Annotated in this window: 18 protein-coding genes; 8 read left to right on the top strand and 10 right to left on the bottom strand. The window is 70.3% G+C overall.

The window, feature by feature from the left end; translation table 11 throughout:
- Positions 1 to 160: 160 nt before the first annotated feature.
- Positions 161 to 2,218 carry a glycoside hydrolase gene (locus tag ACZ5CR_RS35225; protein ID WP_468865210.1) on the top strand — a complete coding sequence of 686 codons (2,058 nt, stop codon included), beginning with the start codon at positions 161 to 163 and terminating at the stop codon, positions 2,216 to 2,218.
- Between the two features lie 306 nt (positions 2,219 to 2,524).
- Complete coding sequence (locus ACZ5CR_RS35220) at positions 2,525 to 3,946, top strand: PP2C family protein-serine/threonine phosphatase (RefSeq protein WP_468865207.1); 1,422 nt, start codon at positions 2,525 to 2,527, stop codon at positions 3,944 to 3,946.
- Positions 3,947 to 3,981: 35 nt separating this feature from the next.
- Here the strand turns inward: ACZ5CR_RS35220 and ACZ5CR_RS35215 are convergent, their stop codons facing one another.
- A complete protein-coding gene (locus tag ACZ5CR_RS35215) occupies positions 3,982 to 5,481 on the bottom strand; it encodes a DNA-binding protein NsdB (RefSeq protein ID WP_468865206.1) in 1,500 nt (499 codons plus the stop codon).
- Positions 5,482 to 5,715: 234 nt separating this feature from the next.
- Here ACZ5CR_RS35215 and ACZ5CR_RS35210 point away from each other — a divergent pair, with 234 nt between their 5' ends.
- The gene (locus tag ACZ5CR_RS35210) at positions 5,716 to 6,855 is read left to right on the top strand and encodes an aminoglycoside phosphotransferase family protein (protein ID WP_468865203.1); all 1,140 of its coding nucleotides are present in this window, start codon (positions 5,716 to 5,718) and stop codon (positions 6,853 to 6,855) included.
- Between the two features lie 80 nt (positions 6,856 to 6,935).
- Here ACZ5CR_RS35210 and ACZ5CR_RS35205 read toward each other — a convergent pair whose 3' ends face one another.
- Positions 6,936 to 7,040: a hypothetical protein gene (locus tag ACZ5CR_RS35205; protein WP_468865201.1), complete on the bottom strand. Its 105-nt coding sequence runs from the start codon at positions 7,038 to 7,040 to the stop codon at positions 6,936 to 6,938.
- A gap of 253 nt (positions 7,041 to 7,293) precedes the next feature.
- Between ACZ5CR_RS35205 and ACZ5CR_RS35200 the strand changes: the two genes are divergently transcribed.
- Both ACZ5CR_RS35200 and ACZ5CR_RS35195 read left to right on the top strand, forming a co-directional pair.
- Entirely contained in the window at positions 7,294 to 8,130 is an 837-nt protein-coding gene (locus ACZ5CR_RS35200; RefSeq protein WP_468865198.1) for an alpha/beta hydrolase, read from the top strand.
- A gap of 216 nt (positions 8,131 to 8,346) precedes the next feature.
- Positions 8,347 to 10,365 carry an N-acetylmuramoyl-L-alanine amidase gene (locus ACZ5CR_RS35195; RefSeq protein ID WP_468865197.1) on the top strand — a complete coding sequence of 673 codons (2,019 nt, stop codon included), beginning with the start codon at positions 8,347 to 8,349 and terminating at the stop codon, positions 10,363 to 10,365.
- A gap of 126 nt (positions 10,366 to 10,491) precedes the next feature.
- On the opposite strand, the gene ACZ5CR_RS35190 is transcribed toward ACZ5CR_RS35195, so the two are convergent.
- The 3 genes from ACZ5CR_RS35190 to ACZ5CR_RS35180 all read right to left on the bottom strand — a co-directional run bounded on the left by ACZ5CR_RS35190 (position 10,492) and on the right by ACZ5CR_RS35180 (position 16,518).
- Positions 10,492 to 12,858, bottom strand: coding sequence for a glycoside hydrolase family 95 protein (locus ACZ5CR_RS35190; RefSeq protein WP_468865247.1), 2,367 nt, complete (start codon positions 12,856 to 12,858; stop codon positions 10,492 to 10,494).
- 172 nt (positions 12,859 to 13,030) lie between these two features.
- Positions 13,031 to 13,531 carry a hypothetical protein gene (locus ACZ5CR_RS35185; RefSeq protein WP_468865195.1) on the bottom strand — a complete coding sequence of 167 codons (501 nt, stop codon included), beginning with the start codon at positions 13,529 to 13,531 and terminating at the stop codon, positions 13,031 to 13,033.
- A gap of 95 nt (positions 13,532 to 13,626) precedes the next feature.
- Positions 13,627 to 16,518 carry an ATP-binding protein gene (locus ACZ5CR_RS35180; RefSeq protein WP_468865194.1) on the bottom strand — a complete coding sequence of 964 codons (2,892 nt, stop codon included), beginning with the start codon at positions 16,516 to 16,518 and terminating at the stop codon, positions 13,627 to 13,629.
- A gap of 193 nt (positions 16,519 to 16,711) precedes the next feature.
- Here ACZ5CR_RS35180 and ACZ5CR_RS35175 point away from each other — a divergent pair, with 193 nt between their 5' ends.
- Positions 16,712 to 17,440, top strand: a complete 729-nt coding sequence (locus ACZ5CR_RS35175; protein WP_468865191.1) for a leucine-rich repeat domain-containing protein — start codon at positions 16,712 to 16,714, stop codon at positions 17,438 to 17,440.
- Positions 17,437 to 17,574 (top strand): hypothetical protein, encoded by a 138-nt coding sequence (locus ACZ5CR_RS35170; RefSeq protein WP_468865189.1) that lies wholly within the window; start codon positions 17,437 to 17,439, stop codon positions 17,572 to 17,574. The genes ACZ5CR_RS35175 and ACZ5CR_RS35170 overlap by 4 nt, the downstream gene beginning before the upstream one ends.
- 169 nt (positions 17,575 to 17,743) lie before the next feature.
- Here the strand turns inward: ACZ5CR_RS35170 and ACZ5CR_RS35165 are convergent, their stop codons facing one another.
- The 5 genes from ACZ5CR_RS35165 to ACZ5CR_RS35145 all read right to left on the bottom strand — a co-directional run bounded on the left by ACZ5CR_RS35165 (position 17,744) and on the right by ACZ5CR_RS35145 (position 22,253).
- Positions 17,744 to 18,007 (bottom strand): DUF397 domain-containing protein, encoded by a 264-nt coding sequence (locus tag ACZ5CR_RS35165; RefSeq protein WP_389911330.1) that lies wholly within the window; start codon positions 18,005 to 18,007, stop codon positions 17,744 to 17,746.
- A 107-nt stretch (positions 18,008 to 18,114) separates the two neighbouring features.
- Positions 18,115 to 19,281 carry a thiolase domain-containing protein gene (locus tag ACZ5CR_RS35160; RefSeq protein ID WP_468865245.1) on the bottom strand — a complete coding sequence of 389 codons (1,167 nt, stop codon included), beginning with the start codon at positions 19,279 to 19,281 and terminating at the stop codon, positions 18,115 to 18,117.
- Between the two features lie 8 nt (positions 19,282 to 19,289).
- Positions 19,290 to 20,342 (bottom strand): thiolase domain-containing protein, encoded by a 1,053-nt coding sequence (locus tag ACZ5CR_RS35155; protein ID WP_468865243.1) that lies wholly within the window; start codon positions 20,340 to 20,342, stop codon positions 19,290 to 19,292.
- A 60-nt stretch (positions 20,343 to 20,402) separates the two neighbouring features.
- A complete protein-coding gene (locus tag ACZ5CR_RS35150; protein WP_468865187.1) occupies positions 20,403 to 21,362 on the bottom strand; it encodes a Zn-ribbon domain-containing OB-fold protein in 960 nt (319 codons plus the stop codon).
- Positions 21,363 to 21,452: 90 nt separating this feature from the next.
- Positions 21,453 to 22,253: a crotonase/enoyl-CoA hydratase family protein gene (locus ACZ5CR_RS35145; RefSeq protein ID WP_468865185.1), complete on the bottom strand. Its 801-nt coding sequence runs from the start codon at positions 22,251 to 22,253 to the stop codon at positions 21,453 to 21,455.
- Positions 22,254 to 22,500: 247 nt separating this feature from the next.
- On the opposite strand from ACZ5CR_RS35145, the gene ACZ5CR_RS35140 reads away from it, so the two are divergent.
- On the top strand, positions 22,501 to 24,117 hold the full coding sequence (locus ACZ5CR_RS35140; RefSeq protein ID WP_468865183.1) for an acyl-CoA synthetase: 1,617 nt from the start codon (positions 22,501 to 22,503) through the stop codon (positions 24,115 to 24,117).
- The last annotated feature ends 22 nt before the right edge of the window (positions 24,118 to 24,139 follow it).

The following is a 24,139-nucleotide window of genomic DNA, read 5'->3' as shown; positions in this document are numbered from 1 at the left end:
CTACGGGTGCCCTGGTGCGGGGCTCGCACACTCTTCCACGTACGCATCCCGCAGCGGCCCCCACCTGTCCTGCCTGCGTGTCTACGGTCCGGACCGCGCACCGGCGCCGCCCGGAGCGGCTCTTAGAACCCTCTTACGCGCACCCCCGATGCTCTCCCCCGTGAACTACGTGAAGAGGAACAGCAGTCAGACCCAGCAGGCCCGGCACGGTGACGTCGCGGGCTCGCGGCGTCGGCGCCGTGTCCGTACGTACGGCATCGCCGCGGCCGTCGTGCTGACCGCCACCACCGCGTCGGCCGGCTATCTGGCGATGGCCGAGCCCCCGGCGGACGGGGGCTCGCCGGACAAGCCGCCGCAGGTGCACGGCGGCGACGTCGACTTCAGCGTGCGTGGCGGCGCGGCGCGCGTGGACACCGCATCGCTGCGTGTCACGGGCCGTACCGACGACGGGTCCTCGCTCCCGGTGTCGGGCGCGGCGGGGCAGCGGCTCGGCAAGCCGGGCAAGGTGACCGTGGAGGGCGGCACGGCCCGCTGGTCGTACCCCGGCAAGAAGCTCACCGTCTCGGCGCGGAGCGATCACGACCGACTGCGCATGACGGTGCACTCCGATGCCGACCAGAACCTGTCCTGGCCCAGTACCACTCCGAGCGCGGGCGGAGCCCTTCAGATCCCGCGCGGCGAGGGCCTGCGCATCCCGGTCGGCGACGCCTTCTGGAACTCCGGCGAGGCCGGTCTGAAGGACTCGGAGGCCGAACTCGCGGGCGGCCTCACTCTTCCGGCCTGGGGCTACACCCAGGGCAAGCACGGCGTCAGCTACATCGTGCCGGAGGAGGTCGGCACTTCCCTCGGTTTCGCGTCGAAGGACGGCCGGATCGGCTCCACGGCGCGGCACGAGTTCTCGCAGCGGGAGCAGACCCACGACTACACGGTGCACTTCTCCCTCACGGGCTCCTCTCCGGTCTCCTCCGCCACCGACTACCGCGCCTACCTCGACGAACGCGGCAAACCGGGCTCCTTGAAGCAGAAGATCAAGGAGAACCCCCGGGTCGAGCGGCTGCTCGGAGCCGTGCACGCCTACGCCTGGGGCGAAGCCCGTACGGCGAAGGGCGTGAACGAGCTGCACAAGCTCGGCGTCTCCCGGCTCTGGCTCGGTTACGACGCCGACGAGCAGCCGATGGACAAGCAGGCCGTACGGGCCGCGAAACGCCACGGCTACCTGGTCGGCCCGTACGACTCCTACGCCAACGGCCAGCCCCCTCGGAGCGCCGACAACCCGTCCTCGAAGTGGCCCGGCTCGGTCTACCCGGACTTCTGCGTACGGAACTGGAAGGGCGAGATCAAGGAAGGCTTCGGCGGCCGGGGCTGCTACCTCAGCTCCCAGGCGTTCAAGCAGGCCGAGCGCGGCAAGCACTACTTGGCTGACCGGGCGAAGAAGATGACGGCCAACGGCGCCGACAGCTATTTCCTGGACGTCGACGCGGCGGGTGAGCTGTTCACCGACAGCAGCAAGGGCCACCGCATGAACAAGAAGCAGGACCGGGCCAACCGCCTGGAGCGCATGCGGAAGCTCGCCTCCGCCGACAAGTTCGTCCTCGGCTCCGAGTCCGCCGGTGCCTGGGCCGCTCCCGTGCTCGCCTTCGACCACGGCGGGCAGACGCCGGTCGCGGACGGCCTGTGGAAGCTGGAGAAGGACAAGGAGAAGTGGGGCGGCTACGTACCGCAGGGCGAGCCGGCGGTCTTCTTCAAGGAGGTAGAGCTGCCGTCCGCGCTGGCGAAAGCGATGTACGACCCGGCCTACCGCGTCCCCCTGTACGAAACCGCGCTGCACGGCTCCGTCATCAACACCGACCGCTGGGAGCTGCCGTACAACAAGCTCCCGGACCAGAAGACCGACCGGGCGTTGATGTCCGCCCTCTACAACACCCCGCTCAACTTCACGCTCGGGAAGACGAACTTGCAGTCCACGGGCAGGGAGATGGCGGCGCTCCAGCGGTACTTGGCGCCCCTGCACAAGGCTGTCGGCACTGAGCGGATGACCGGCTACCAGCGGCTCACCGGTGACGGGACGGTGCAGCGGACGGAGTTCGGCCACGGAAAGCTGACCGTGACGGCCAACTTCGGGGAGAAGAAGTACGGTTCGCTGCCCGGCGGTTGCGTGGACGCCAAGCGCGAAAACGAGGCGAAGTCGCGGCGCCTCTGCCCCGCGAGGCTGTCCTGAGCGTTCCGTGGGCGGCGGTTTGGGGTGGGCCCTGGGGGTAAACCCCCAGGCCGGGCCGGACGGAGGATATCCGTGTTCCGGCGTGGCCTGACGGAGATCCAACGTGAGGTTGTCCGACCCCACCCCTGCGCGGGTGATCGGGACCGTGTTGCCGGAACGAACGCTTCCGAAGGACATAGGCATATGTCAGAAGCACCACCGCGTCGTGTGTTGCCAAATCCCTTACGGGGCACCCCCGGCTGTGCGAAAGTCATTACCGGTCCATCCCGCCCGTTTGGTCGCACCGCATACTCAACGGAGCACCTCATGCCGTCCCATGTCTTCGCGGACCGCCCTTCCGCCCAGCCGCCCGAGCGCGGCTCGGTCGAAGCGCTGATCACGCAGACGCGTCGGCTCCGCGGTGAGGTCGACGCCGTGCGCCGTGACGCCGGGGCCGACCGCGGTGACCAGGGCCGCTGGCAGCGCGCCCTGTGTGACCTGGCGGTTCATCAGCTCGACGACCTGGACGACCACCTCGCGCAGTTGAGGGACGGACCCGTGCAGGCGGACGTGGCGCCCACGGCTCCCGCCGTGCCCGCGCCGCTCGAACCGCAGCATGGCTCACTGCTCAGCCGGGTCGGCAGCGCGGAGTGGAACCTCCTGAACGACGAGGCGAGTTGGTCGGGCGAGCTGTACCAGATCCTCGGGCGGGACTCGGCAGCTCCCCCGCTCTCCCTCGACGAACTGCCCTCCCTGGTGCACGTCGACGACCAGCCGATGCTGACGGCCATGGTCACGGACTGCCTGATCGACGGTAAGCCGATCGACGGCGAGTTCCGTATCGTGCGCCCCGACAGCGGCGTACGACAGGTGCACATGATGGGCGAGCCCGTGCTCGCCGCTGACGGCAGCACCGCCTCGATGTGGGCGGTACTGCGGGACGTCAGCGAACTGCGCCGCAGCCAGCGAGTGGTGCGCGAGACCCGTGACTCGTTGCAGCGCCAGCGGCACATCGCGCAGACAGAGCACCGGCTCGCGGTCGAACTGCAGGAGGCTGTGCTGCCGCCGTGGCGCGGCTCCCTGCGGTTCCCGCACGGCGGACCCGCGGCTCTCGACCTCGCCGCGCACTACCTCCCCTCCTCGACGAGTTCACTGATCGGCGGCGACTGGTACGACGCGATGGAGCTGCCCGACGGCCGGTTCCTCCTCAGCGTCGGCGACCTCACGGGGCACGGCGTGACCGTCACGTCCGGCATGGCGATGCTCCTCGGCGCGGTGCGCGGCATGGCGGTGGCCGGAGTCCAGCCGGGCCAACTGATGGGCTGGCTCAACCAGTTACTGGACACCACCACGCAACCCGCACTCGGCAGCGCCGTCTGCTGCCAGTACACCCCCACCGGCCGCACCCTCACCTGGGCGCAGGCGGGACACCCCACCCCACTGCTGTTCCGCGACGGGACGGGGCGCGCGCTGACGCCACCGGGCGGCGTGATCCTCGGGGCGACCTCCGGAGCCACCTACGAGCAGGCCGAAGTCCACCTCGAGCCCGGCGACCTGCTGTTGCTGCACACCGATGGACTGGTTCCCCGGCGCGCGAGGGACGCTGCCACGAGCCGACTGCTCGCGCTCGCGCCACGCTTCACGGACACGCGGGGTGCGCAGGACTGTGTGCGGTTGGTCGTCGAAGAGTTCGGCGTGGCCCCACGCGAGGACGACGCCTGCCTGCTGATCGCCCGGATCAACCAGTGATCGCCCGGATCAACTAGACATCAACGGGACATCGGCTAGGCCTGGACCCGGCTGCCACCTCCGGTCTTGGCCGCCGCCTTCGGCAGGGCCATCTTGATCTCCTCACGCAGGTCCTGGATCTTCGGATAGCTCGAGTACTGAGCCGTCAGGCGGTACATCTCGCGCAGCCGGTCCCAGGTGCGGTGCGAGGAGTTCGACCCCATCGAGACCAGCGCCAACCGCGCGTACCGATCGGCCTGCTCGGGATCGTCGGCGATGAAGCAGGCCGATGCCAGCGAGATGTAGTCGAAGATCTGCGAGCGGTCGCGGCCCTTGGACCGCAGTTCGATCGCTTCCCTCGCATGGCGCTGGGCGGTGTTGGCGGCGGCCGCGTCGTGATCGGCGAGGGTGCGGTAGGCCAGGGCCTGCATGCCGTGCATGTCCGCCTCGTCGAACATCTGCATCCAACTGGGCGGTGGCACATCTCCCTTGTCGGAGACGAACAGGTCCTCCGCGATGCCCAGCGTGCGGCGCATCGCCTGGCCCTTGCCCATCGACGCCTGTGCCCAGGCCTCGATGGTGTAGAGCATGGCCTGCGTACGCGGCAGCATCTCCTCGCCCGAGCCCGACTGGGCGAGCTTCATCAGGTCGAGGGCGTCGTCGGGCCGCCCCAGGTGCACCATCTGGCGCGCCGCCCGGGACAGGGCCTCGCCCGCGCGCGGCCGGTCGCCTCCTTCGCGGGCCGCGTGCGTGGCGATCACGAAGTACTTCTGTGCCGTGGGCTCCAGGCCGACGTCGTGCGACATCCAGCCCGCGAGGACGGCGAGATTGGCAGCGACGCCCCACAGGCGGCGCTGGAGATGGTCGGGGTGTCGGTAGGCGAGCATGCCGCCCACTTCGTTGAGCTGGCCCACCACAGCCTTGCGCTGCAGCCCGCCACCGCGGGACGCGTCCCAGGCCCGGAACACCTCGACGGAGGTTTCCAGTTCCTCGATCTCCTGCGATCCGATGGGGGCGGCCTCATAGCGGTCGAACCCAGCGGTGTCGGCGTGCAGGGGATGATCGGTTCGGGGAGCGTCGGCAACGAGGGCAGGGTCGGTGTGCAGCCAGTCGTGCATGGCGCTGCTGAGTGCGGAGCCGGCGGCGAGCGCGGCACCCGCGCCCACCAAGCCGCGTCGGTTGAGCATGAGGTCCATTCCCGTGAATTCGGTGAGGACCGCGGCTGTCCGTTCGGGCGCCCACGGCACGCCGTCGGGGTGCTCCACACTCCCGTCGCCACGCCGTTTCCCCACGCGCCCGTGCCGGACCAGACCAAGATCCTCCATGGTCACGACACGGCCGAGACGCTCGGTGAACAGAGCCGCCAAAACTCGGGGAACGGGATCGCGGGGGATTTCCCCCATGTCGATCCAACGCCGGACCCGCGAGGTATCGGTGGCCAGCTGCGGGTGGCCCATGGCCGCCGCCTGCCGGTTCACCAGTCTCGCGAGTTCCCCCTTGGACCAGCCTGCCAGGCCGAAATGGTCCGACAGTCGGGTGTTGGGTTGTCCGTTCACGTCAAGCCCCCAGGTTCTCGGCTGAGTTGACAGTAACCCTCTGTCAGTTGCTGAGCGACTATTCGCCAGGGTTCGCCAGGGTGCGCCACATGGTGTGCCATGGGACGGCGGGTGTCAGGTAGGAATGCGCCACCCCGACCCGGCCCACCGCGGGACATTCCCCAGGGTGCTTCCAAGGAAGCCGGGGCGGGAGGCGCAGCAATTCGCAGGCACACGAAGGGATCTGTATCGCCCATGTACACAGCATCGTCCTCCGTGTCCGCCCCGCCCCGGCCGCTGCACAGCCGACAGCCCGGCAGCGGCCCGTATCTGGAGCCCGCGCGCCCCGCGACCGGGTCGCTCGGCGCCGGCCGAACGCGACGCGTTCCGGGGCCCGGCACGCAACCGCTCAGCGGGAGACTCGACTTGTCCGGCCCCCAAGGGGCGCAACTGCGCACCGCGATCGCCTCGGTGCATCGCATCTGTCCGGAGTTCAATCCGGTCCAGGTGCTCCGCCGCAGCGGACGAACGGTCCTGATCGTCGGAACGACAGGACGCAGCACCGCGATCGCCAAATGTTTACTCGACCACTCGCCTGTGTGGACCGAGCGGATCCAGCACGAGATAGCGGCCTACCGCTCGTTCGTCCGGCACCGTCCTCCGGTCAGGGTCCCGCGGCTGATCGCCGCGGACCCCGAGGACTGCACGCTGGTGATCGAGCGCATGCAGGGACGCGTCGCCGCGCTGTCCCGCCATCCCGTGGAGCCGCCGCCGCGCGCCGACGTGCGGTTGGCGCTCAACGCGATCCGCCACCTCAACCGGTGGCGTCCGCCGCAGGAGCTGTTCGGCAGGCCCATGGACTACGGCAAGCGGATCTCCCGCTTCCATGAGCTCGGCCTGCTCACCGACAGGGACATGGGTGACCTGCAGAAGCTTCTGCACGGCATCGCGCACTCGGCCGGGCAGCACAGCACCTGGCAGTTCTGTCACGGCGACGCACTACTTTCGAACATTCTCCTCGCCCCCGCGGGCCCGGTGTTCGTGGACTGGGAGCACGCCGGCTGGTACCTGCCGGGCTATGACCTGGCGACGCTGTGGTCGGTGCTCGGTGACGCACCGGTGGCGCGGCGTGAGATCAGCCAGCTGGCGCAGGAACAGGGACCGGCGGCGCGTGACGCGTTCCTGGTCAACCTGATGCTGGTGCTCACCCGGGAGATCCGTACGTACGAGATGGCCGTGCAGCGGACGATGCACGACTCGGCTCCGCCGGCACCGGGTCCGGCCCACCCCGGTGCCGCGCCGTCCGGCGAGGAACAGCGGCTGCTGCTGAGGCGGCTGCACGACGACTGCCAGCTGGCCCGTCGGGCCGTGCGCGCGGCGGTCGGTACTCGCTGACGGGGGACGAAGGTCCGCAGTGCGCTCATGGACAGCGGCGCACTGCGGACCTTCACTTGCCCCCGGCGACTTCCAGGTGACTATGACGTGGTGAACTGCACCGCGTCCACGTCAAAGGAATCGTCCTGCGGGGACTTGAAGACCAGATACAGCTTGTGGGTGCCTGCCAGGGCTTCGACCGGCACGTCCCGCGTGGCCTGATAGGTGTCCCAGCCTCCGGTGTTCGGGGACGGGTGCCGTGGCGAGCAGCGTGCCGTCGGGGGCGTCCGCGCGCAGTTCGATGGAGCCGACGCCGTAGGGCGAGGACAGCTTGTAGCTGGCCTTGCTGACGCCTTCGACGCTCATCGGGTCCATCGAGACCGGACAAGCACCGCGCAACACCGGCCATACCGCCGACTACGCTATGCGGCACGACACTTGCGCCCATAACTTCAGGGTATGTCCCTCAATGACACCGAGCAGATCGACCGCGCCAACGCCGCCACCGAGCGCGTTCCTGTCGTGTTCGTACACGGTCTGTGGATGCTGCCCAGCAGCTGGGACCTGTGGACGGCCCACTTCGACGCGGCCGGGTATGTGCCCGTCGCCCTGTCCTGGCCCGGCGATCGGGACACGGTCGCCGAGGCGAGGCAGCGTCCCGATGCCCTCGCGGGCAAGACCGTCGGGATGGTCGCCGATCATCTGGCGGGACTGATCGACGGCCTGGAGCGCAAACCGGCCGTCATCGGGCACTCCGTCGGAGGGCTGCTCACGCAGATCCTCGCGGGGCGCGGTCTCTCCGCCGCCTCGGTGGCGATCGACCCCGTGCCGTTCCGCGGCGTCATGGCGCTGCCCCTGTCGACACTGCGCTCCCTGCGCCCGATCATCGGCAACCCGGCCAACCGCAAGCGCGCGCTGCCGCTGACCTTCGAGCAGTTCCGCTACGCCTACGCCAACGCCGTCAGTGAGCAGGAAGCCAAGGATCTCTACGAGAGGTACGCGGTCCCGGCCCCGTGCGCGCCGCCGTTCCAGGCGGCCATGGCCAACATCAACCCCCGGACGGAGATGAAGGTCGACTGCCACAATCCCCGGCGCGGCCCCCTCCTGATCATCTCGGGCGAGAAGGACAACGCCGTGCCCTGGGCGCTCGCCAACGGCGCCTACAAGAAGCAGCGGGAGAATTCCGGCATCACCGAGATCACGGAGATGGCCGACCGCGACCACGCACTGACGATCGACAGCCGCTGGCAGGAGGTCGCGGACACCGCACTGACCTTCGTACGCCGCTTCGTCTGAACCCCAGCTCGGCGTGGTGCTCGTGCTGCTCATTGGTCCAATCCAGTGACGCGTCGCAGGCCGTGCGGCCTGCCGGGCCGAAACCCGCCGGTAGCGGCGCTGACATGCGAAGACCCGTCTCCTGGGCATGATTGACGGATCGTCGGAGAGCCGGTACCACTGACGCACGCCCGGCCCCGCACGCCCCATCACGCTTCATCGTCCCAGGAGGCTGCATTGCGAGGATCCGCCACCGCCCGCACACCTGCCGCGCGCAGACGCGCCGCCAGGACCGCGGGTGCCCTTGTCTCCGCCGGTCTGCTGCTTCCGCTGCTCGGTGCCGCCCCGTCCGCCCCACCCTCCTCGTCCTCGGGTGCGCCCGCCGGGGCGTCGTCGGACGGGCTGCAGGGCGCCTTCGCGGACGCCGCCGCCGAGTACCGCGTACCGCAGAGCGTGCTGCTCGGTGTGTCCTATCTGCAGTCCCGCTGGGACGCGCACGGCGGCGCGCCGAGTGTCACCGGCGGCTACGGCCCGATGCACCTCACCGACGCGCGTACCGCCATCGCCGGAGCCCCGCACCACAGTGAGGGCGTGGAGGACCCGCGCGGCGACGCGTCGCGGGGCGTCCTCAAGCCGAAGGAGTTCACGGCCAAGGTGCCGAAGGACTCCCAACTGCCCGCCCGGCTGAAGACGTTGCCCCGCGCCGCCGGACTCAGCGGACTCTCCGCCGAGCGTCTTCGCACCGATCCGGCCGCCAACGTACGGGGCGGTGCCGCCCTGCTCGCCGCAGCGCAGAAGAAGCTCGGCAAGCCGCTGAGCGACGACCCCGCCGACTGGTACGGCGCGATCGCCCGCTTCTCCGGCGCCGACGACCAGGCCACCGCGGCGACGTACGCCAATGACGTCTTCGCCGTCATCCACGACGGGCAGGAACGCACCACCGACGCCGGCCAGCACATGGCTCTCCCGGCGGTCAGCGGGCTGAAGCCGGATGCCGCGCAGGTACGGAGCATGGGGCTGCGGAAGGCCCCCAAGGGCGAGACCGAGTGCCCGTCGACCGTGTCGTGCGAGTGGATCCCGGCACCGTACGAGGAGTTCAAGGACCCGAACGGCAACGACGACTACGGCAATCACGATCTGGGGAACCGGCCCAAGACCCAGAGCATCGACACCATCGTCATCCACGACACCGAGGGCCGCTGGGAAGGCGTCCTCAACCTGGTGCAGGACCCGACGTACGTGTCCTGGCAGTACACCCTGCGCTCCACCGACGGCCACATCGCCCAGCACGTGAAGGCCAAGGACGTCGCCTGGCACGCCGGCAACTGGTACGTGAACTCCAAGTCGATCGGCCTGGAGCACGAGGGCTTCCTGACGGCGCCCGACACCTGGTACACGGAGGCGATGTACCGCTCGTCGGCGCGCCTGGTGAAGTACCTCTCCAAGAAGTACGGCATCCCGCTGGACCGGCAGCACATCATCGGCCACGACAACGTCCCGGGCACGCTGCCGTCGACGATCTCGGGCATGCACACCGACCCCGGTCCCTACTGGGACTGGCAGCACTACTTCACGCTGATGGGCAAGCCGTTCAAGCGGACGGCGGGCCCGAACGGCGGCCTGGTGACGGTGGCGCCCACGTACTCCGAGAACCGGCCGGAGTACACGGGCTGCGTCAAGGCGGGCGAGAAGTGCGTGCCGCACGGTTCGGCCGCGGTGCGCGTCCACACCGAGCCCCGTGATGACGCGCCGCTCATCAAGGACATCGGCCTGCGGCCCGGTGGCGGCGCATCGACGATCGACGTGAACGACGTCGGCGCCCGCCTGTCCACGGGTCAGCAGTACGCGGTCGCCGACCGCGAGGGCGACTGGACCGCCGTCTGGTACCTGGGGCAGAAGGCCTGGTTCAAGAACCCGAAGAAGCAGCCGACCGCCGTCGACGCGAAGGGGCTCGTGGTGACGCCGAAGGGCGACGCCAAGGAGGTCCCGGTGTACGGGCGCGCCTACCCGGAGAAGGAGGCGTACCCGGCGGGCGTCCCCGTACAGGCGGTCACTCCGCTGCCGTACAAGCTCCTCGCGGGCCAGAAGTACGCGATCGGCGACAAGGTGCCGGGCGAGTACTTCTACGCGCCGACGTTCGACACCGCGCCGCACAAGGTGGTGCGCGGCAAGGACACGTACTACGAGGTCCAGTTCGGGCACCGCGTGGCGTATGTCCGGGCGGCCGATGTGCGGGTGGTGCGGTCGGGCTCCTAGAGCCGCCGAGTACGGTCGGGGCCGGGTCCGCCTGGGGGCGGGGCCCGGCCCTGACGTAGGGAGCACTTGGCGTAGGGAGCACCTGCCGTCTGGAGCACCTGCTGTTTGGAGCGACGGCTCAACGGCTCAGTCGAAGACGTAACGCTGTCCGGCCCGCGCCTTGAAGGTCTTCTCGCCGCCCTTCAACAGACCGCTGCGCACGGTGAGTTCGCGCGTGCGCGACGCGGTGAGCACGATGCGTGTGGCGCGTCCGCCCGACCACGCGACGTCGAGCCGCGCCCCGCCGCGCGCCCGCAGGCCTCGCACCGATCCCTCGGGCCAGCTCGCGGGCAGCGCGGGCAGCACCTCGATGACGTCGAACTGGCTCTGCAGGAGCATCTCCACGATGCCCGACGTCGCTCCGAAGTTGCCGTCGATCTGGAACGGCGGGTGGGTGTCCCAGAGGTTGGGCAGCGTCGAGGACTTGAGCTGCTCGCCGAGCATCTTGTGCGCGTGGTCTCCGTCGCGCAGACGCGCCCAGAAGTTGACCTTCCAAGCCTTGGACCAGCCGGTGCCGCCGTCGCCGCGCGCGGTGAGGGACACTTTCGCGGCGTCGGCCCACTTGCTGCCCGGCTGGATCTGCCGTCCGGGGTGCAGGGCGTAGAGGTGGGAGACGTGCCGGTGGTCGTCGGCCTTGTCGTCCAGGTCGGCCTTCCACTCCTGGAGCTGTCCCCAGGAGCCGACGCGCAGGCCGGGGTCGAGCTTGCCGAGGGTCTTCTCCAGCTCGGCACGGAAGGCTGCCGAGTCACCGAGGACACGGGCGGCTTCCAGGGTGTTGGTGAGCAGGTCGTGGACGATCTGCTGGGCCATGGAGTCGCCCGCGGTGAAGTCGCCGTGCTCGGGCGAGTAGCTGGGGGTGACGACGAGGGTGCCGTCGCGCGGGTCGGTGCGGAGGTTGTCGAGCCAGAACTCGGCTGCCTCCTTCATCGCCGGATAGGCGGTGGAGCGGAGGTACTCGGTGGAGCCGCCGAAGCGGTAGTGCTCGTAGAGCTGCGCGGTGAGCCAGGCGGCGGCCTCGGGGAACCAGAAGGCGGTCGACCAGTCGTGTACGCCGGTGAAGCCGTAGGGGTTGGTCTCGTTGTGCACCACCCAGCCCCGCGATCCGAACATCTCCTTCGCGGTTCGTCGTCCCGGCGCGCGCAGTGCCTCCACGAAGCGGTCGTACGGCGCTGTGGTCTCGGCGAGGTTGGCTGCCTCCGCGAGCCAGTAGTTCATCTGGAGGTTGATGTTGGTGTGGTAGTCGGCCGACCAGGGCGGGGTGGTGCTGTTGTTCCACACGCCCTGGAGGTTCGCGGGCAGCGAGCCCGCGCGGGACGAGGCGATGAGGAGGTAGCGCCCGTACTGGAAGAAGAGGGCTTCGAGGGCGCGGTCGGCCGCGCTCGCCCCTCCCCCGTACCTTTTGAGCAGCTGGTCGGTCGGGACGTCGGCGGGTGCGCTCTGGCCGATGTCGAGGTCGACCCGGCCGAACAGCTCGCCGTGGTCGCGCAAATGGCGGGCGCGGAGCGCGCCGTGGCCCTGGGCGACGGCCTTGTCGAGGGTGCGGGTGACGTCGGCGTGCGGGTCATCGCCCCGGTAGTCGGGGTAGGTGTCGGCGTAGTCGGTGCCCGCGGCGAGTGCGAACCAGACGTGGTCGGCGCCGCTGACGGTGATGCTGCCGTCGGCATTCGCCGTGCGCGTGCCGCCTTGGTGCACGACACGCAGCTGCGCCTCGAACTTCAGCCCGTTGTCGGCGAGTTCACCGCGTACGACGATCCTGTCCCCCTCGGCCTTCACGGTGAAGTCGGTGCGGGGCGAGGTGTGGCGCAGGGTGCAGGTGAGGCTCGCGGGGCGGTCGGCGCCGAGGCGCCCGACGAGCACGCCGTCGGGGAACGAGGCGAAGAACTCCCGCTCGTGGCGGACCTGTTGGTGGGTGTACGTGACGGTCACGAGGCCCTTGCGCAGGTCGAGGGCGCGGCGGTACGTGGCGTCGGGCGCGTCCGGGGCGTCTGCCACGTCGAGGTGCAGATCACCGAAGGTCTGGTGGGCGCCGTAGCCGCGGCGGGGCTGGCCCAGCTCGGCCGCTACCGCGTCGGGGCTGAGGGCGCCCTTCTCGTCAAGATCCGCGCGCACCGCGTCGAGGGCGCCGGGCCTGGCCGCGCGCCAGTCGCCGTGGTCGTAGCCCTCGCGGGAACCTGGACCGCCGGTCCACAGCGTCTTCTCGTTGAACTGGAGCCGCTCAGTGGCGAGGGTGCCGAAGACCATGGCGCCCAGGGCGCCATTGCCGATGGGGAGGGCTTCGCGCTCCCAGTCGGTGGCGGGCGCCGCATACCAGAGCAGCGATTCATCGGAGGTATCGCGCTCGTCGCGTCGCCTGTCGGGGTGGCTGTCAGGTTGCCCCTCAGCCGCGGCCGCGGCACCGGCGAGCGCGCCTCCGCCCGATGCAAGGGCGGCTGCGCCACCGACGGCGGACTTCATCGTGGTTCTTCGCGAGATCCCGGGAGTCATGACGGGTCACGTTAAAAGTCCGATGACTGACCTGGCAAGGCACATGACAAAACCCACCCCCTCACTAAAACTTCAGTAGAAAGGGTGGGTACGTGGCCCGCGGTGGTCCCGGGTGGGTCAGCCCTGCTGGAAGGGCTCGGGGTCAGCCCTGCTGGAAGAGCTCGGCGGGCAGCGGCTTCAGCAGCGCGTACAGATCATCCGTGATCGGCCGGTCCCAGGCGGCGATGGTGACAAGGACGCCGTCGCTGCGGTCGAACTGCACGCAGGAGACGCGGCTTTCGGAGAGCTTGAGGCGGCGCACGATGAGGAGGTTGTCGCCCTGCATCACCGGCATGTCCTCGGTGGTGACGACGGTGATCTCCTCGTCGTTCTCCAGCGCGAGCAGCAGCTGGGCCACCTCGAAGGGCACCTCGTCGTCGGCGATCTCACGCGCCGGGGAGCCTTCGGGCAGATTGCCGATGATCATCGCGGGGCCGCGCCCGCCGAAGAGGTCGTAGCGCAGGAAGACGCCCTGGCAGCTGCCGTCGGGGGCGGGCAGCAGGCCCGCGCCGAGGTTGCCGGGCCAGTCACCCGGGTCCATGGCGAGGACATCGAAGTCCGGGCCGGCGGGGGTGGCGGCGCTGCGGCGGCGGAGGAAGGACATGCGCCAATGGTACGTGGCCCGCGGTGCTTGTCGGCGCGGGGGCGGCGCCGGTCCGCGCGCGCAGGTCGCGGGGCGGGCCGGTGTTCAGCGCGAGGTCAGCGGGCGTGGTGGGGCGCGAGTGCGGCGGCCAGACCGGAGTGATCCGTTCCCACTTTCCGGTACACGGCGGACAGCAGCCGGACGACAGCCGGCTCGTCGGTGTGCAGCTCCTCGGCGATGCGGACGGCCGACTCGCCGCGGACGGTGAGCGCCGCGGCGGTGCGCTCACGCGCGGTGAGCTCGTCCGTCTCGGTGCTGTGCAGCAGACGCGGGCGCAGACCGGCCGCGGCCAGCTCGTCGCGGGCCCGCTCGACCAGGCCGTCGGCACCGCACTGGACTGCCGCTTCGAGCCCCCGGTAGAGAGGATCGGCGGCATCTTTGGGGCGACCGACGCGGCGCAGTTCGGCGCCGAGGCAGACCAGCGCACAGGCCAGTTCGTACGCCGCGGGTGACCGCTCCAGGTGGCTGACGGACTCTTCCAGAAGCTTGATCCGCACGGAGCCCGACGCGACGTCGGCGGTGATCCGCAGCGCCTGCCCGATCGCCGACGCGGTGGCGAACCTGCGGGCGCGCCGGACCGCCTCGTAGGCGGTGGCGAGCGCCCGCTCGGGGGCGTCGTCGGCCTCGGCGAGCGCGAGGTGGAGCTGCCAGGGGCACCAGGCGGGGTTGCGCATGCCACGCGGGTCGAGACGGCGGCCCGCAGCGGCGAGCTCGGCCGCCGCGTCCTTGGTGAGGCCACGGGCCAGGAGCAGTTCGCCGTGCACGGCCTGCGCGTCGGGGAAGACGACGGCCGCGGGGAACGGCGCTCCGAAGCCGTACTCCTCGGCGGTGCGTGCGGCCTCGGCGACGCGGCCACGGGCCAGCAGGATCTCGATGAGGATGCCGACGGCGTACCAGTGCGCGGGCGTACCCGACCCCACCCGCTCGGCGATCCGCAGCCCGGCACGCACGAAGTCCTCGGCTTCGGCGAGACGTCCGCGCCGGAAACGGATGTACGCGAGAAGCGTGTACCCGAACGACAGATGGGCTCCGCGCCAGCCCTGGCTCTCGAAGTCGGCGATCCCGGCAGCGAACAGTTCTTCGGCCCGCCCGGGCCGGTCGGCGTACAGGAAGGTGAGCGCGACCAGGACGGGGACTTCGAAGCCCCGGCTCTCCTCGGCCCAGCCGAGCCCGCCGACCAGAGCGCGCTCGGCGTGCCTGACGGCCGTCTCGCCGGGTTCGGCGCGCAGCATCGCGTCCCAGGCGCGGAGTCCGATGATGTACCGCTCGGTGAGATCGCGGCCGGGCAGCCGCTCGGCGAGCCGGGCCAGGCGCCGTGAACGGGCGGGCGAGTCCGGCTCGTCGGCCCGGAAGGCGTCCCACATGAACTGCTCGGCCTGCATCCGGATCCGTACCCGCGGCTCGGTGGTCACGCGGATCTCTCGGGCGAGGGTGTCGGAGGCCTCGCCCAGGCGGTCGGAGTGGGCGAGGACCTGGGAGAGGCGGTAGACGATGCCGTGGCGCAGGGCGGGGTCGGTGATGGGCTCCTCGAGTGCGGCACGCAGGTGGTTGACGGTCGTCGCCGGTTCGGTGAGCAAGGACGCGCAGCCGAGTTCGTAGAGGACCGCGGCCCGGTCCTCCCAGGGCGGGGGTTCGCGCAGGGCGCGGGCGAGGTAGCGGCGGGCGGCGTCGGGGGCGCCCGCGCGGACGGTCTCGCGGGCCGCGGCGCGCAGTTGCTGCACGACCCAGGTGTCGCCGTCGGGGTGGACTTCGAGGAGATGGCGTGCGGCGGCGGACGCCCCGAGCCCCGCGTTGACCACGGACCAGGCGGCCTGGCCGTGCAGGGCGACGCGTACGCCACTGGGGATGGCGCGGTAGACGGCCGTGGCGATCAGCGGGTGCACGAACTCCAGGGTGTGGACGCCGGTCAGGACGCGGGCGCGGCGCAGCCGGTCGGCGCAGTCTGCGGTCTCCCGCTCGCCGATGCCCGCGACTGCCGCGGCCAGCGCGGGAGGGATCGAGGTGCCCAGGACGGCGCAGGCCCAGGCGAACCGGACGGTGGAGGTACCGAGGCGCTCCAGGCGGGCGACGAGCCCGCTGCCCTTGACCGCGGCGGCGAGGTCGCGCAGCAGACGCGCTCCGGCCTCGTCGGGGGTCAGACCGCGGTCGCTCACCTTCGCGGTCAGTTCCACGGCCTCGAACGGGTTGCCCGCGGTGACCGCCCAGCATTCGCGGCAGAACGCGTCGTCGGCGCGGGCGCCGAGTTCATCGCGTACGAGGCGGGCGACGGCGGTGGCGCTGAGCGGTTCGAGTCCGATGGGCCGCTGCCCGGCACGACCGGGCAGGCCTCTGAACTCCTCGGCCTGCGAGGGGAGTTCCTCGGGGCGGTAGGCGACGACGAGCAGCAGCGGAAGGGCTTCCGCGCGGGGCGCGAAGGCGGAGAGCCAGCTCAGCGACTCGGCGTCGGCCCAGTGCGCGTCATCGATCACGACCACCAACGGGGCACGCTGCACCGCGAGATGGGTGAGCACCCAGTCGAGTCCGTCGCGCAGCCCCTGCGGGTCGGGCGGCGCGTCGTCCGGCGGGGCGCAGAGGCCGAGGGCCGGGCCGACGATGGCGTACCAACTGCCCAGTACGTCGCGCAGTTCCGCGTCGGGGACGGAGGCGAGCAGTGGCTGCACCAGCTGCCGGGCCACGTGGAAGGCGACCCGCTGCTCCTGGTCACTGCCGCGCGCGGGCGCCACGGTGCAGCCTTTGGCGGCGGCACGGCGCCGCGTCTCGGTCAGGAGGGAGGTCTTGCCGAGGCCCGCGCGCCCCGCGAAGGCGATGAGCGCGCCTCGGGGCCTGTCAGGCGACTCGGAGCCGTCCCGCGACAGACCGCACAGCTCGCTCAACGCCTCGTCGACAGCGGCGAGTTCACTCTCGCGCTCGAAGAGGGTCCGCTTACCGTTGGTGCCGTAGTGCACCATGGGACACCCCCGCCTCGGTGGCGCGCCGGGCGTTTCCCGCGGCGCATGCCTTGGCCTTCAGCCACTTCAGATTACGCCCGCGGGAACCGCCGGGAGCCCATTCGGCCACAGCGGTGCGGTTGGCTGATGCATCTTGATGCACGCACGCACTCACTCACTCACGCACGCACTCCGGGCGAAGGGACTCTCACACGTGGTCGGCACCGAGAACGTACTCAACTACTGGCACGGCGGCCTGAGCGAAGTCCCCGACGAGGTGTGGCAGCACCCGTCACTGGAGGTCCTGCTCCTGCCCGACAACGCGCTCACGCGGCTCCCCGCACGGATCGGCACCCTGGCCTCCTTGCACACACTGGACCTGGGTCACAACCGGCTGACCGGGCTCCCGTCCGGCATCGGCGACCTGACGGCCCTGAGCCGCTTCCTCTACGTCCACGACAACCGCCTCGCGTCGCTGCCGGACTCACTGGGAAACCTGAAGCGACTGACGTACCTCAACGTGGGCGAGAATCAGCTGACGGCGCTACCGGACACCCTGGGCTCGCTGGAATCCCTGGTGGAACTGCGTGCCCAGCACAATCACCTGACCTCGCTCCCTTCATCGCTCGGCGGCCTCACGGCGCTGCGCGAACTGTGGCTGCGCGGCAACCGCCTCACGTCGCTCCCCGCGTCGGTCGGCCGTCTCGGCCGACTGCGCGAACTGGAGCTGCGCGAGAACCAGTTCACGACGGTGCCGCAGGCGCTGCGTGGCCTGCCCCTGCTGCGCAGACTCGACCTGCGTGCGAACCGTCTGCGAGAGCTCCCGCAGTGGATCGGCGAACTGACCGCGCTGGAGAAGCTGGACCTGCGCTGGAACGAGACCGTGGTACCGGAGGGGCTGTTGCGAAGGCTGGAGGGGCAGGGGTGCGTGGTGTTGCGGTGAGGCATGAGATCCCTGCGCGGGACCGGCGCCACCCGCCCTACCGGATCCGCCTGCCCGACCAGCTCAACCAGCCTTACCTGCCCTACCTGGACTCCGGAGGCACCAAGGTCGGGCGGGCGCAGAGGAACTCATGACTTCCTCGTCTCCGGCGCATGGCCAGGGTCGACCGGCTCTGCTGTCGGCCCCCGCCTCGTTCAGGAGACGAGCCGCGCGCAGAGTCCAAAGTCACCAGGTCAGCACGGATCATCACGTCGCGAGCGGCCGCGACAGCCGGAGACGAGGGTCCACAACGCCGCGCACGGCCTACGTCAGATCGAACTCCCCGGCACGCGCGCCGTGCACGAATGCTCCCCACTCCGCCGGAGTGAAGATCAGGGACGGGCTCTCGGGCCGGCCGGAGTTGCGCATCGCGATGAACCCTTCGACAAAGGCGATCTCCACATCACCCCGCCCCTCGCTGCCCGATTGCCAGTCCGCTGTGCTGAGGTCGAGATCCGGCTTGTCCCAGCCCGCGAGCGGGCTCTGCTGACCTGCGAGCGGATGTTGCTGAATGGTGCCTTCGGCCACGTCCGTACTCCTCCCGATGCGTCGTCCGGCCGACAGCCTAGCTTTCGGTTCCGGTGCCGGACAGGGCGCGGAAGGAGGACTGCCGCCTGTCCGGCACGACGGATCCGTCAGGTTGTGGGCGGTTCCGCTCCGACCAGCCACATGGAGAAGAACTGCGAGCCGCCCCCGTACGCATGTCCGAGTGCCCTGCGGGCCCCTTCGATCTGGTGCTCGCCCGCCTGTCCGCGCACCTGAAGTGCCGCTTCGGCGAAGCGGATCATGCCCGAGGCGCCGATGGGATTGGTGGAGAGAACACCGCCCGACATATTGACGGGCAGGTCGCCGTCCAGCTCGGTGACGCCCGACTCGGTCAGCTTCCAGCCCTCGCCCTCCGCGGCGAAACCGAGGTTCTCCAGCCACATCGGCTCGTACCAGGAGAACGGCACGTACATCTCGACGGCGTCGATGTCGCGCCGCGGATCCGTGACGCCCGCCTGCCGGTAGACGTCGGCCGCGCAGTCCTTGCCCGCCTGCGGCGACACGAAGTCCTTGCCCGCGAAGAGCGTCGGCTCACTGCGCATCGCGCCGCCGTGCATCCAGGCGGGCGGCCGGGGCGAACGGGCGGCACCCGTACGGTCGGTGAGGATCATCGCGCAGGCCCCGTCGGAGGACGGGCAGGTCTCGGAGTAGCGGATCGGGTCCCAGAGCATGGGCGATGCCTGGACCTTCTCCAGGGTGATGTCCCGCTCGTGCAGGTGGGCGTAGGGGTTCTTCAGGGCGTTGCGGCGGTCCTTGTACGCGACGAGCGAGCCGACCGAGTCGGGGGCGCCCGTGCGCCGCATGTACGCACGCACGTGCGGGGCGAAGAAGCCGCCCGCGCCCGCGAGGAGCGGCTGCTGGAAGGGGATGGGGAGGGAGAGTCCCCACATCGCGTTGGATTCCGACTGCTTTTCGAAGGCGAGGGTCAGGACGGTGCCGTGGACGCGGCCCGCGACCAGGTTCGCGGCGACAAGGGCCGTGGAACCGCCGACGGAGCCCGCCGTGTGGACGCGCAGCATGGGCTTGCCCACCGCGCCGAGCGCGTCGGCGAGGTACAGCTCGGGCATCATGACGCCCTCGAAGAAGTCCGGGGCCTTGCCGATGACGACCGCGTCGATGTCGGACCAGGTCAGTTCGGCGTCGGACAGGGCGGCCCCGGCGGCCTCGCGGACGAGCCCTGCGATCGAGACGTCACGCCGGGCGGCGACGTGCTTGGTCTGGCCGATCCCGACGACGGCCACGGGCTCCTTTCCCACCTCACTCATCACGCATCTCCTTCAAGGACGGCGACCAGGTTCTGCTGGAGGCAGGGACCGGATGTGGCGTGTGCGAGGGCCCGGTCCGACTCGCCCCGGTGGATGCGGGCCGCGGCCTCGCCGAGCCGGATCAGACCGGCGGCCATGACAGGGTTCGCGGCGAGCGCGCCCCCTGACGGGTTCACCGTGACGTCGTCGCCCAGCTTCAGCGCCTTGCGCAGGACGACCTCCTGGGAGGTGAACGGCGCGTGCAACTCGGCGGTGTCCACGGGCCGTTCGAAGGCTCCGGCCCTCTCCGCGGCCAGTCGGCTCGACGGCGAGTCGGTGAGATCGCGCACGCCGAGGCTGTGCGCCTCGATGCGGTGGTCGATCCCGCGGATCCACGCGGGCCGCTCGCACAGCTCGCGGGCCCGCTCCCCCGCCGCGAGGATCACGGCGGCGGCCCCGTCACCGATGGGCGGGCAGTCGCCGGTACGCAGGGGACGTACGACGTAGTCACCCTGTGGCACCGAACCACGCAGCTGCGCATGGGAGTTGGCGGTCGCGTCCTGGCGGCTGCGCGACGCCACCCCGGCGAGCGCGGGCTCGTCGGCGTCCCCCGCATCGATCAGGGCCTGCGCCTGGAGGGCGGCCAGGGCGACCGAGTCAGGCCACAGGGGCGCCACGTAGTACGGGTCGAGCTGCCGGGTCAGCACGTCACGCACCGAGCCGGGGGACGACTTGCCGTAGGCGTACACGAGCGCGGTGTCGGCGTCGCCGGTGAGCAGCTTCGTCCACGCCTCGTACAGCGCCCAGGCCCCGTCCATCTCGACGTGCGACTCGGAGATCGGCGGCCAGGCCCCGACCCCGTCGAGTGCCATGGTGAACGAGAAGGCGCGCCCGGCGAGATAGTCCGAGGATCCGGAGCAGGTGAAGCCGATGTCGCTGGTCTTCAGGCCGGTGGCGGCGAGGACCTGGTGCAGGACCGGCATGAGCATCTCCACCTCGGAGAGCTCGTCGGTGGAGCGCAGATGGTCGGTCTGCCCGAAGGCCACGATGGCGACGTCCCGGACGGGCCGCATCACGGACGGCTTCGTGGAGGGCATAACCGAGGGCTTCGCGGAGGGCTTAGCGGACGGCATCTACACCAGCTCCTTGTACGTGTCGTAGTCGGCGTCCGGCTCGCCCGTGGGCCGGTAGTGATCGGGGAAGCGGGCGCCCTCGGTCCACACCGGCTCGACGCGCAGGCCCATCCGCACCTGGTCGTAGGAGATGCCCGCGATACGGGCGTGCAGGGCCAGGTCGGCGCCGTCGAGGGCGATGTGCGCGTAGACGTAGGGCACTTCGATGTCGAGGTTCTTCGCCTTGATGTTGACGATGCAGTACGTGGTGACGGTGCCGCGCGGCCCGACCTCCACCCGCTCGGCCGTGGCGACGCCGCAGGTGGGGCAGGCGCCGCGGGGCGGGACGTAGACCTTGCGGCAGGAGGGGCAGCGCTCACCGACGGTCTTCTGGTCGGAGAGCGCCTTGATGTACGCGGTCTGGGCGCGGCCCGGGGCGTAGGAGTAGTCGAGGCGAGCGGCGGCGACGATGCCGGTGACGGGGTCGCTGAACTCACCGTCGTGCGGCCGGACTTCCCCTTCCGCTTCGCCTTCGTACGCTTCGAAGCAGGCGATGTCGGTGATGGCACCGGTGCGTTCGGCGGCCCAGCGGATCCGGACGCGCATGCCGGTCCTGACGGCGTCGGGGCCCGGCGCGTCCAGAGCGTGCAGCAGGGCGGTGTCGGCGCCGTCGAGCTTCACCAGGATCCAGGCGAAGGGCGTCTCCAGGGGCTGTCCCCTGCGGGGTTCGTGGTTCCAGGCCCAGGTGGTGACGGTGCCGGTGGCACCGACCTCGACCAGGTCACGTATCTCTTCGGCGGTCACGGGGTCGTACTCGACGGGCGGGACGAGCGTATGGCCGTCCTCGGTCTTCACACCGAGCACGGTGCGTTCACGCAGCCCGGTCAGAAACGCACTCTGCACGGGCCCGAGGGACCGGGTGAAGGGAAACTCAAGAACCAGGGGCGCACGCAGCACTTCGGGGGAGGGAGCGGATGCCATGAGCAGAACTCCGTTTCTGAGCGAGGGGCGCCCCGAAGGGCGCGGGGAACCGCGCGCCCAGCCACACCGGGCCCACGGTCAGGATGCGGCCTAGGCCCGCCGAAACACCGGGGCCCTCTTCTCCGCGAAGGCCCTGGAGCCCTCCTTCGCATCGGCGGTGTCAAAGATCGGCCACCCCCGCTTCAGCTCCGCCGCGAGCCCGTCCGTCTCGGACATCTCCGCGGCCTCGTACACCGACGCCTTCACCGCCTCCACGGCGAGGGGCCCGCACGCGTTGATCTGCTCGGCGATGGAGAGGGCCTTCTCCAGGGCGGTGCCGTCCGGGACGACATGGCCGACGAGGCCGATCGACGCGGCCTCGGCCGCCGAGTAGGGGCGTCCGGTGAGCAGCATCTCCAGGGCGTGCGTACGGGGGATCTGGCGCGGGAGGCGCACGGTCGAGCCGCCGATCGGGAACAGGCCGCGCTTGACCTCGAAGAGGCCGAACGTCGCGGACTCGCCCGCGACGCGGATGTCCGTGCCCTGGAGGATCTCGGTGCCACCGGCGACGCAGTACCCCTCGACCGCGGCGATGACCGGTTTGCGCGGGCGGTGGTGGCGCAGCATCGCCTTCCAGTGCAGATCGGGGTCGGCCTTCATCCGGTCCCGGTACCGCTCACCGCCCATCCCCTTGCCCGCGAGGGCCTTGAGATCCATGCCCGCGCAGAACGCGCCGCCCGCTCCGGTGAGCACGACGGAGCGGATCGCGTCGTCCTCGTCGGCGGCCACCCATCCGTCGTAGAGGCCCACCAGCATCGGCAGCGAGAGCGCGTTCTTCGCCTCCGGCCTGTTGAGCGTGAGTATCAGTGTGGCGCCTTCGCGCTGCACAGCGAGATGTTCCGTCCCACCCATAGCCGTGCTCCCTCTCATAACGGCTCGTCTCATAACGGCTCGTCAACGGCCGGCCTGCGTCGGCCGTCCGCTGAACGTCGACCACCTGCCGACGGCTTCGGACCTGGAACAGGTTGCAGTAGGCGGGGAGCCAGTTCAATAGTTTTCTGACACCCAGTCAGATTTCTTGAACGGGGACCCTTCACACTTGTGGGTGCCTCTGCTCTGATGACCGCCAGAAGAGATGACGCCGGGGTCAGGAGGAGCGGTGGAGTACAACCTTGCCGACCTGTTCGAGTCAGTCGTCGACGTGGTCCCCGACCGCGAGGCGCTCGTGTACATCGATCACCCCGGAACCGGGGCGGAGAGCAGGCTGACGTACGCCGAGCTCGACCGGGCCGCCAACCGCCTCGCGCACCACCTGATCGACAGCGGGATCGAGCCGGGCGAACACCTGGGGCTCCATCTCTACAACGGCGTCGAGTACTTGCAGACGGTGCTCGCCTGCCTCAAAGCACGCATCGTCCCGGTCAACGTCAACTACCGCTACGTGGAGGAGGAGCTGGTCTACCTCTACCGTGACGCGGACCTCGCCGCACTCGTCTTCGACGCGGAGTTCACCGAGCGGGTCGCCGCCGCGCTGCCACGCGCGCGGAAGCTGCGGCATCTGGTGCGGGTGGGAACCCCGCCCGCCGACGCCCCCGCGCTCGACGTCGTCGCCTTCGCCCGGGCGGAGGCGGCGGGTTCAGCGGATCGCGGGTTCGCAGCACGCTCGGCCGACGACCTGTTCATCATCTACACCGGCGGCACCACGGGCATGCCCAAGGGCGTCATGTGGCGCCAGGAGGACCTCTTCTTCGCCGGGCTCTTCGGCGGCGAGCCCGCGGGTGAGCCGGTGAAGCGGCCCGAGGAGCTGGCGGAACGCGTCGCGGCGGGCGGCCCCGGCATCACGTTCTTCCCCACTCCCCCGCTGATGCACGGCACGTCGACGCTGACGTCGTTCATCGCCTTCAACTACGGCCAGCGGGTGGCCATTCACCGCAAGTACGTCCCTGAAGAGGTGCTCCGCACGATCGAGCGGGAGAAGGTGTCCAGCGTCTCGCTGGTCGGCGACGCGATGCTCAGGCCTCTCATAGACGCCCTGCACGGACCGCTCAAGGGCACCGACCTGTCATCGCTCTTCAGTGTCTCGTCCTCCGGGGCGATCATGTCGGAGACGGTGCGCGCCCAGTTCCAGGAGCTCGCGCCGAACGTGCTCCTCCTGAACAACTTCGGCTCGTCCGAGTCCGGCTCCAACGGCAAGGCGACGGAGGACTCGGGCCCGGAGCGGGGCTTCCGTCTGGAGGTCAACGCACGTACGCAGGTGGTGGATCTGGTCACGCACGAGCCGGTGGCCGTGGGTGAGATCGGCCGTTTGGCCCAGCGCGGCCATGTGCCGCTCGGCTACTACAACGACCCGGCGAAGACCGCCGAGACCTTCTTCCAGAAGGGCGACGAGCGGTGGGTACTGCTCGGGGACATGGCATCCGTCGACGAGGGCGGCATCGTCACCGTCCTCGGCCGGGGCTCGCAGTGCATCAACACCGGTGGCGAGAAGGTGTATCCGGAGGAGGTCGAGCAGGCGCTCAAGTCCCATCCGGACGTGTACGACGCGCTGGTCACGGGCGTCCCCGACGAACGCTGGGGCAACCACGTCGCCGCGGTCATCCAACTCCGCGACGGCGCGCCCCCGTTGGACCTCGAAGCCGTCCAGACCCACTGCCGCACCCGCCTGGCCGGTTACAAGATCCCCCGCTCCGCGGTCTTCACCACCGAGATCCAGCGCTCACCGAGCGGCAAGGCGGACTACAGGTGGGCGAAGTCGGTTGCGGCGGGCGGAATCTGACAGGGGATAGAGACAACGGGCG

The sequence above is a fragment of the Streptomyces sp. NPDC031274 genome (assembly GCF_055570235.1).
Note: the sequence above shows the minus strand (reverse complement) of the source record. Positions and strands in the feature narration are given on the sequence as shown.

Excerpts from the sequence above, each read along its gene's own strand:
- ACZ5CR_RS35220 (WP_468865207.1), top strand. The coding sequence starts at position 2,525 with ATGCCGTCCCATGTCTTCGCGGACCGCCCTTCCGCCCAGCCGCCCGAG.
- ACZ5CR_RS35210 (WP_468865203.1), top strand. The coding sequence starts at position 5,716 with ATGTACACAGCATCGTCCTCCGTGTCCGCCCCGCCCCGGCCGCTGCAC.
- ACZ5CR_RS35200 (WP_468865198.1), top strand. The coding sequence starts at position 7,294 with ATGTCCCTCAATGACACCGAGCAGATCGACCGCGCCAACGCCGCCACC.
- ACZ5CR_RS35190 (WP_468865247.1), bottom strand. The coding sequence starts at position 12,858 with ATGAAGTCCGCCGTCGGTGGCGCAGCCGCCCTTGCATCGGGCGGAGGC.
- ACZ5CR_RS35185 (WP_468865195.1), bottom strand. The coding sequence starts at position 13,531 with ATGTCCTTCCTCCGCCGCCGCAGCGCCGCCACCCCCGCCGGCCCGGAC.
- ACZ5CR_RS35180 (WP_468865194.1), bottom strand. The coding sequence starts at position 16,518 with ATGGTGCACTACGGCACCAACGGTAAGCGGACCCTCTTCGAGCGCGAG.
- ACZ5CR_RS35155 (WP_468865243.1), bottom strand. The coding sequence starts at position 20,342 with ATGCGGCCCGTCCGGGACGTCGCCATCGTGGCCTTCGGGCAGACCGAC.
- ACZ5CR_RS35150 (WP_468865187.1), bottom strand. The coding sequence starts at position 21,362 with ATGGCATCCGCTCCCTCCCCCGAAGTGCTGCGTGCGCCCCTGGTTCTT.
- ACZ5CR_RS35145 (WP_468865185.1), bottom strand. The coding sequence starts at position 22,253 with ATGGGTGGGACGGAACATCTCGCTGTGCAGCGCGAAGGCGCCACACTG.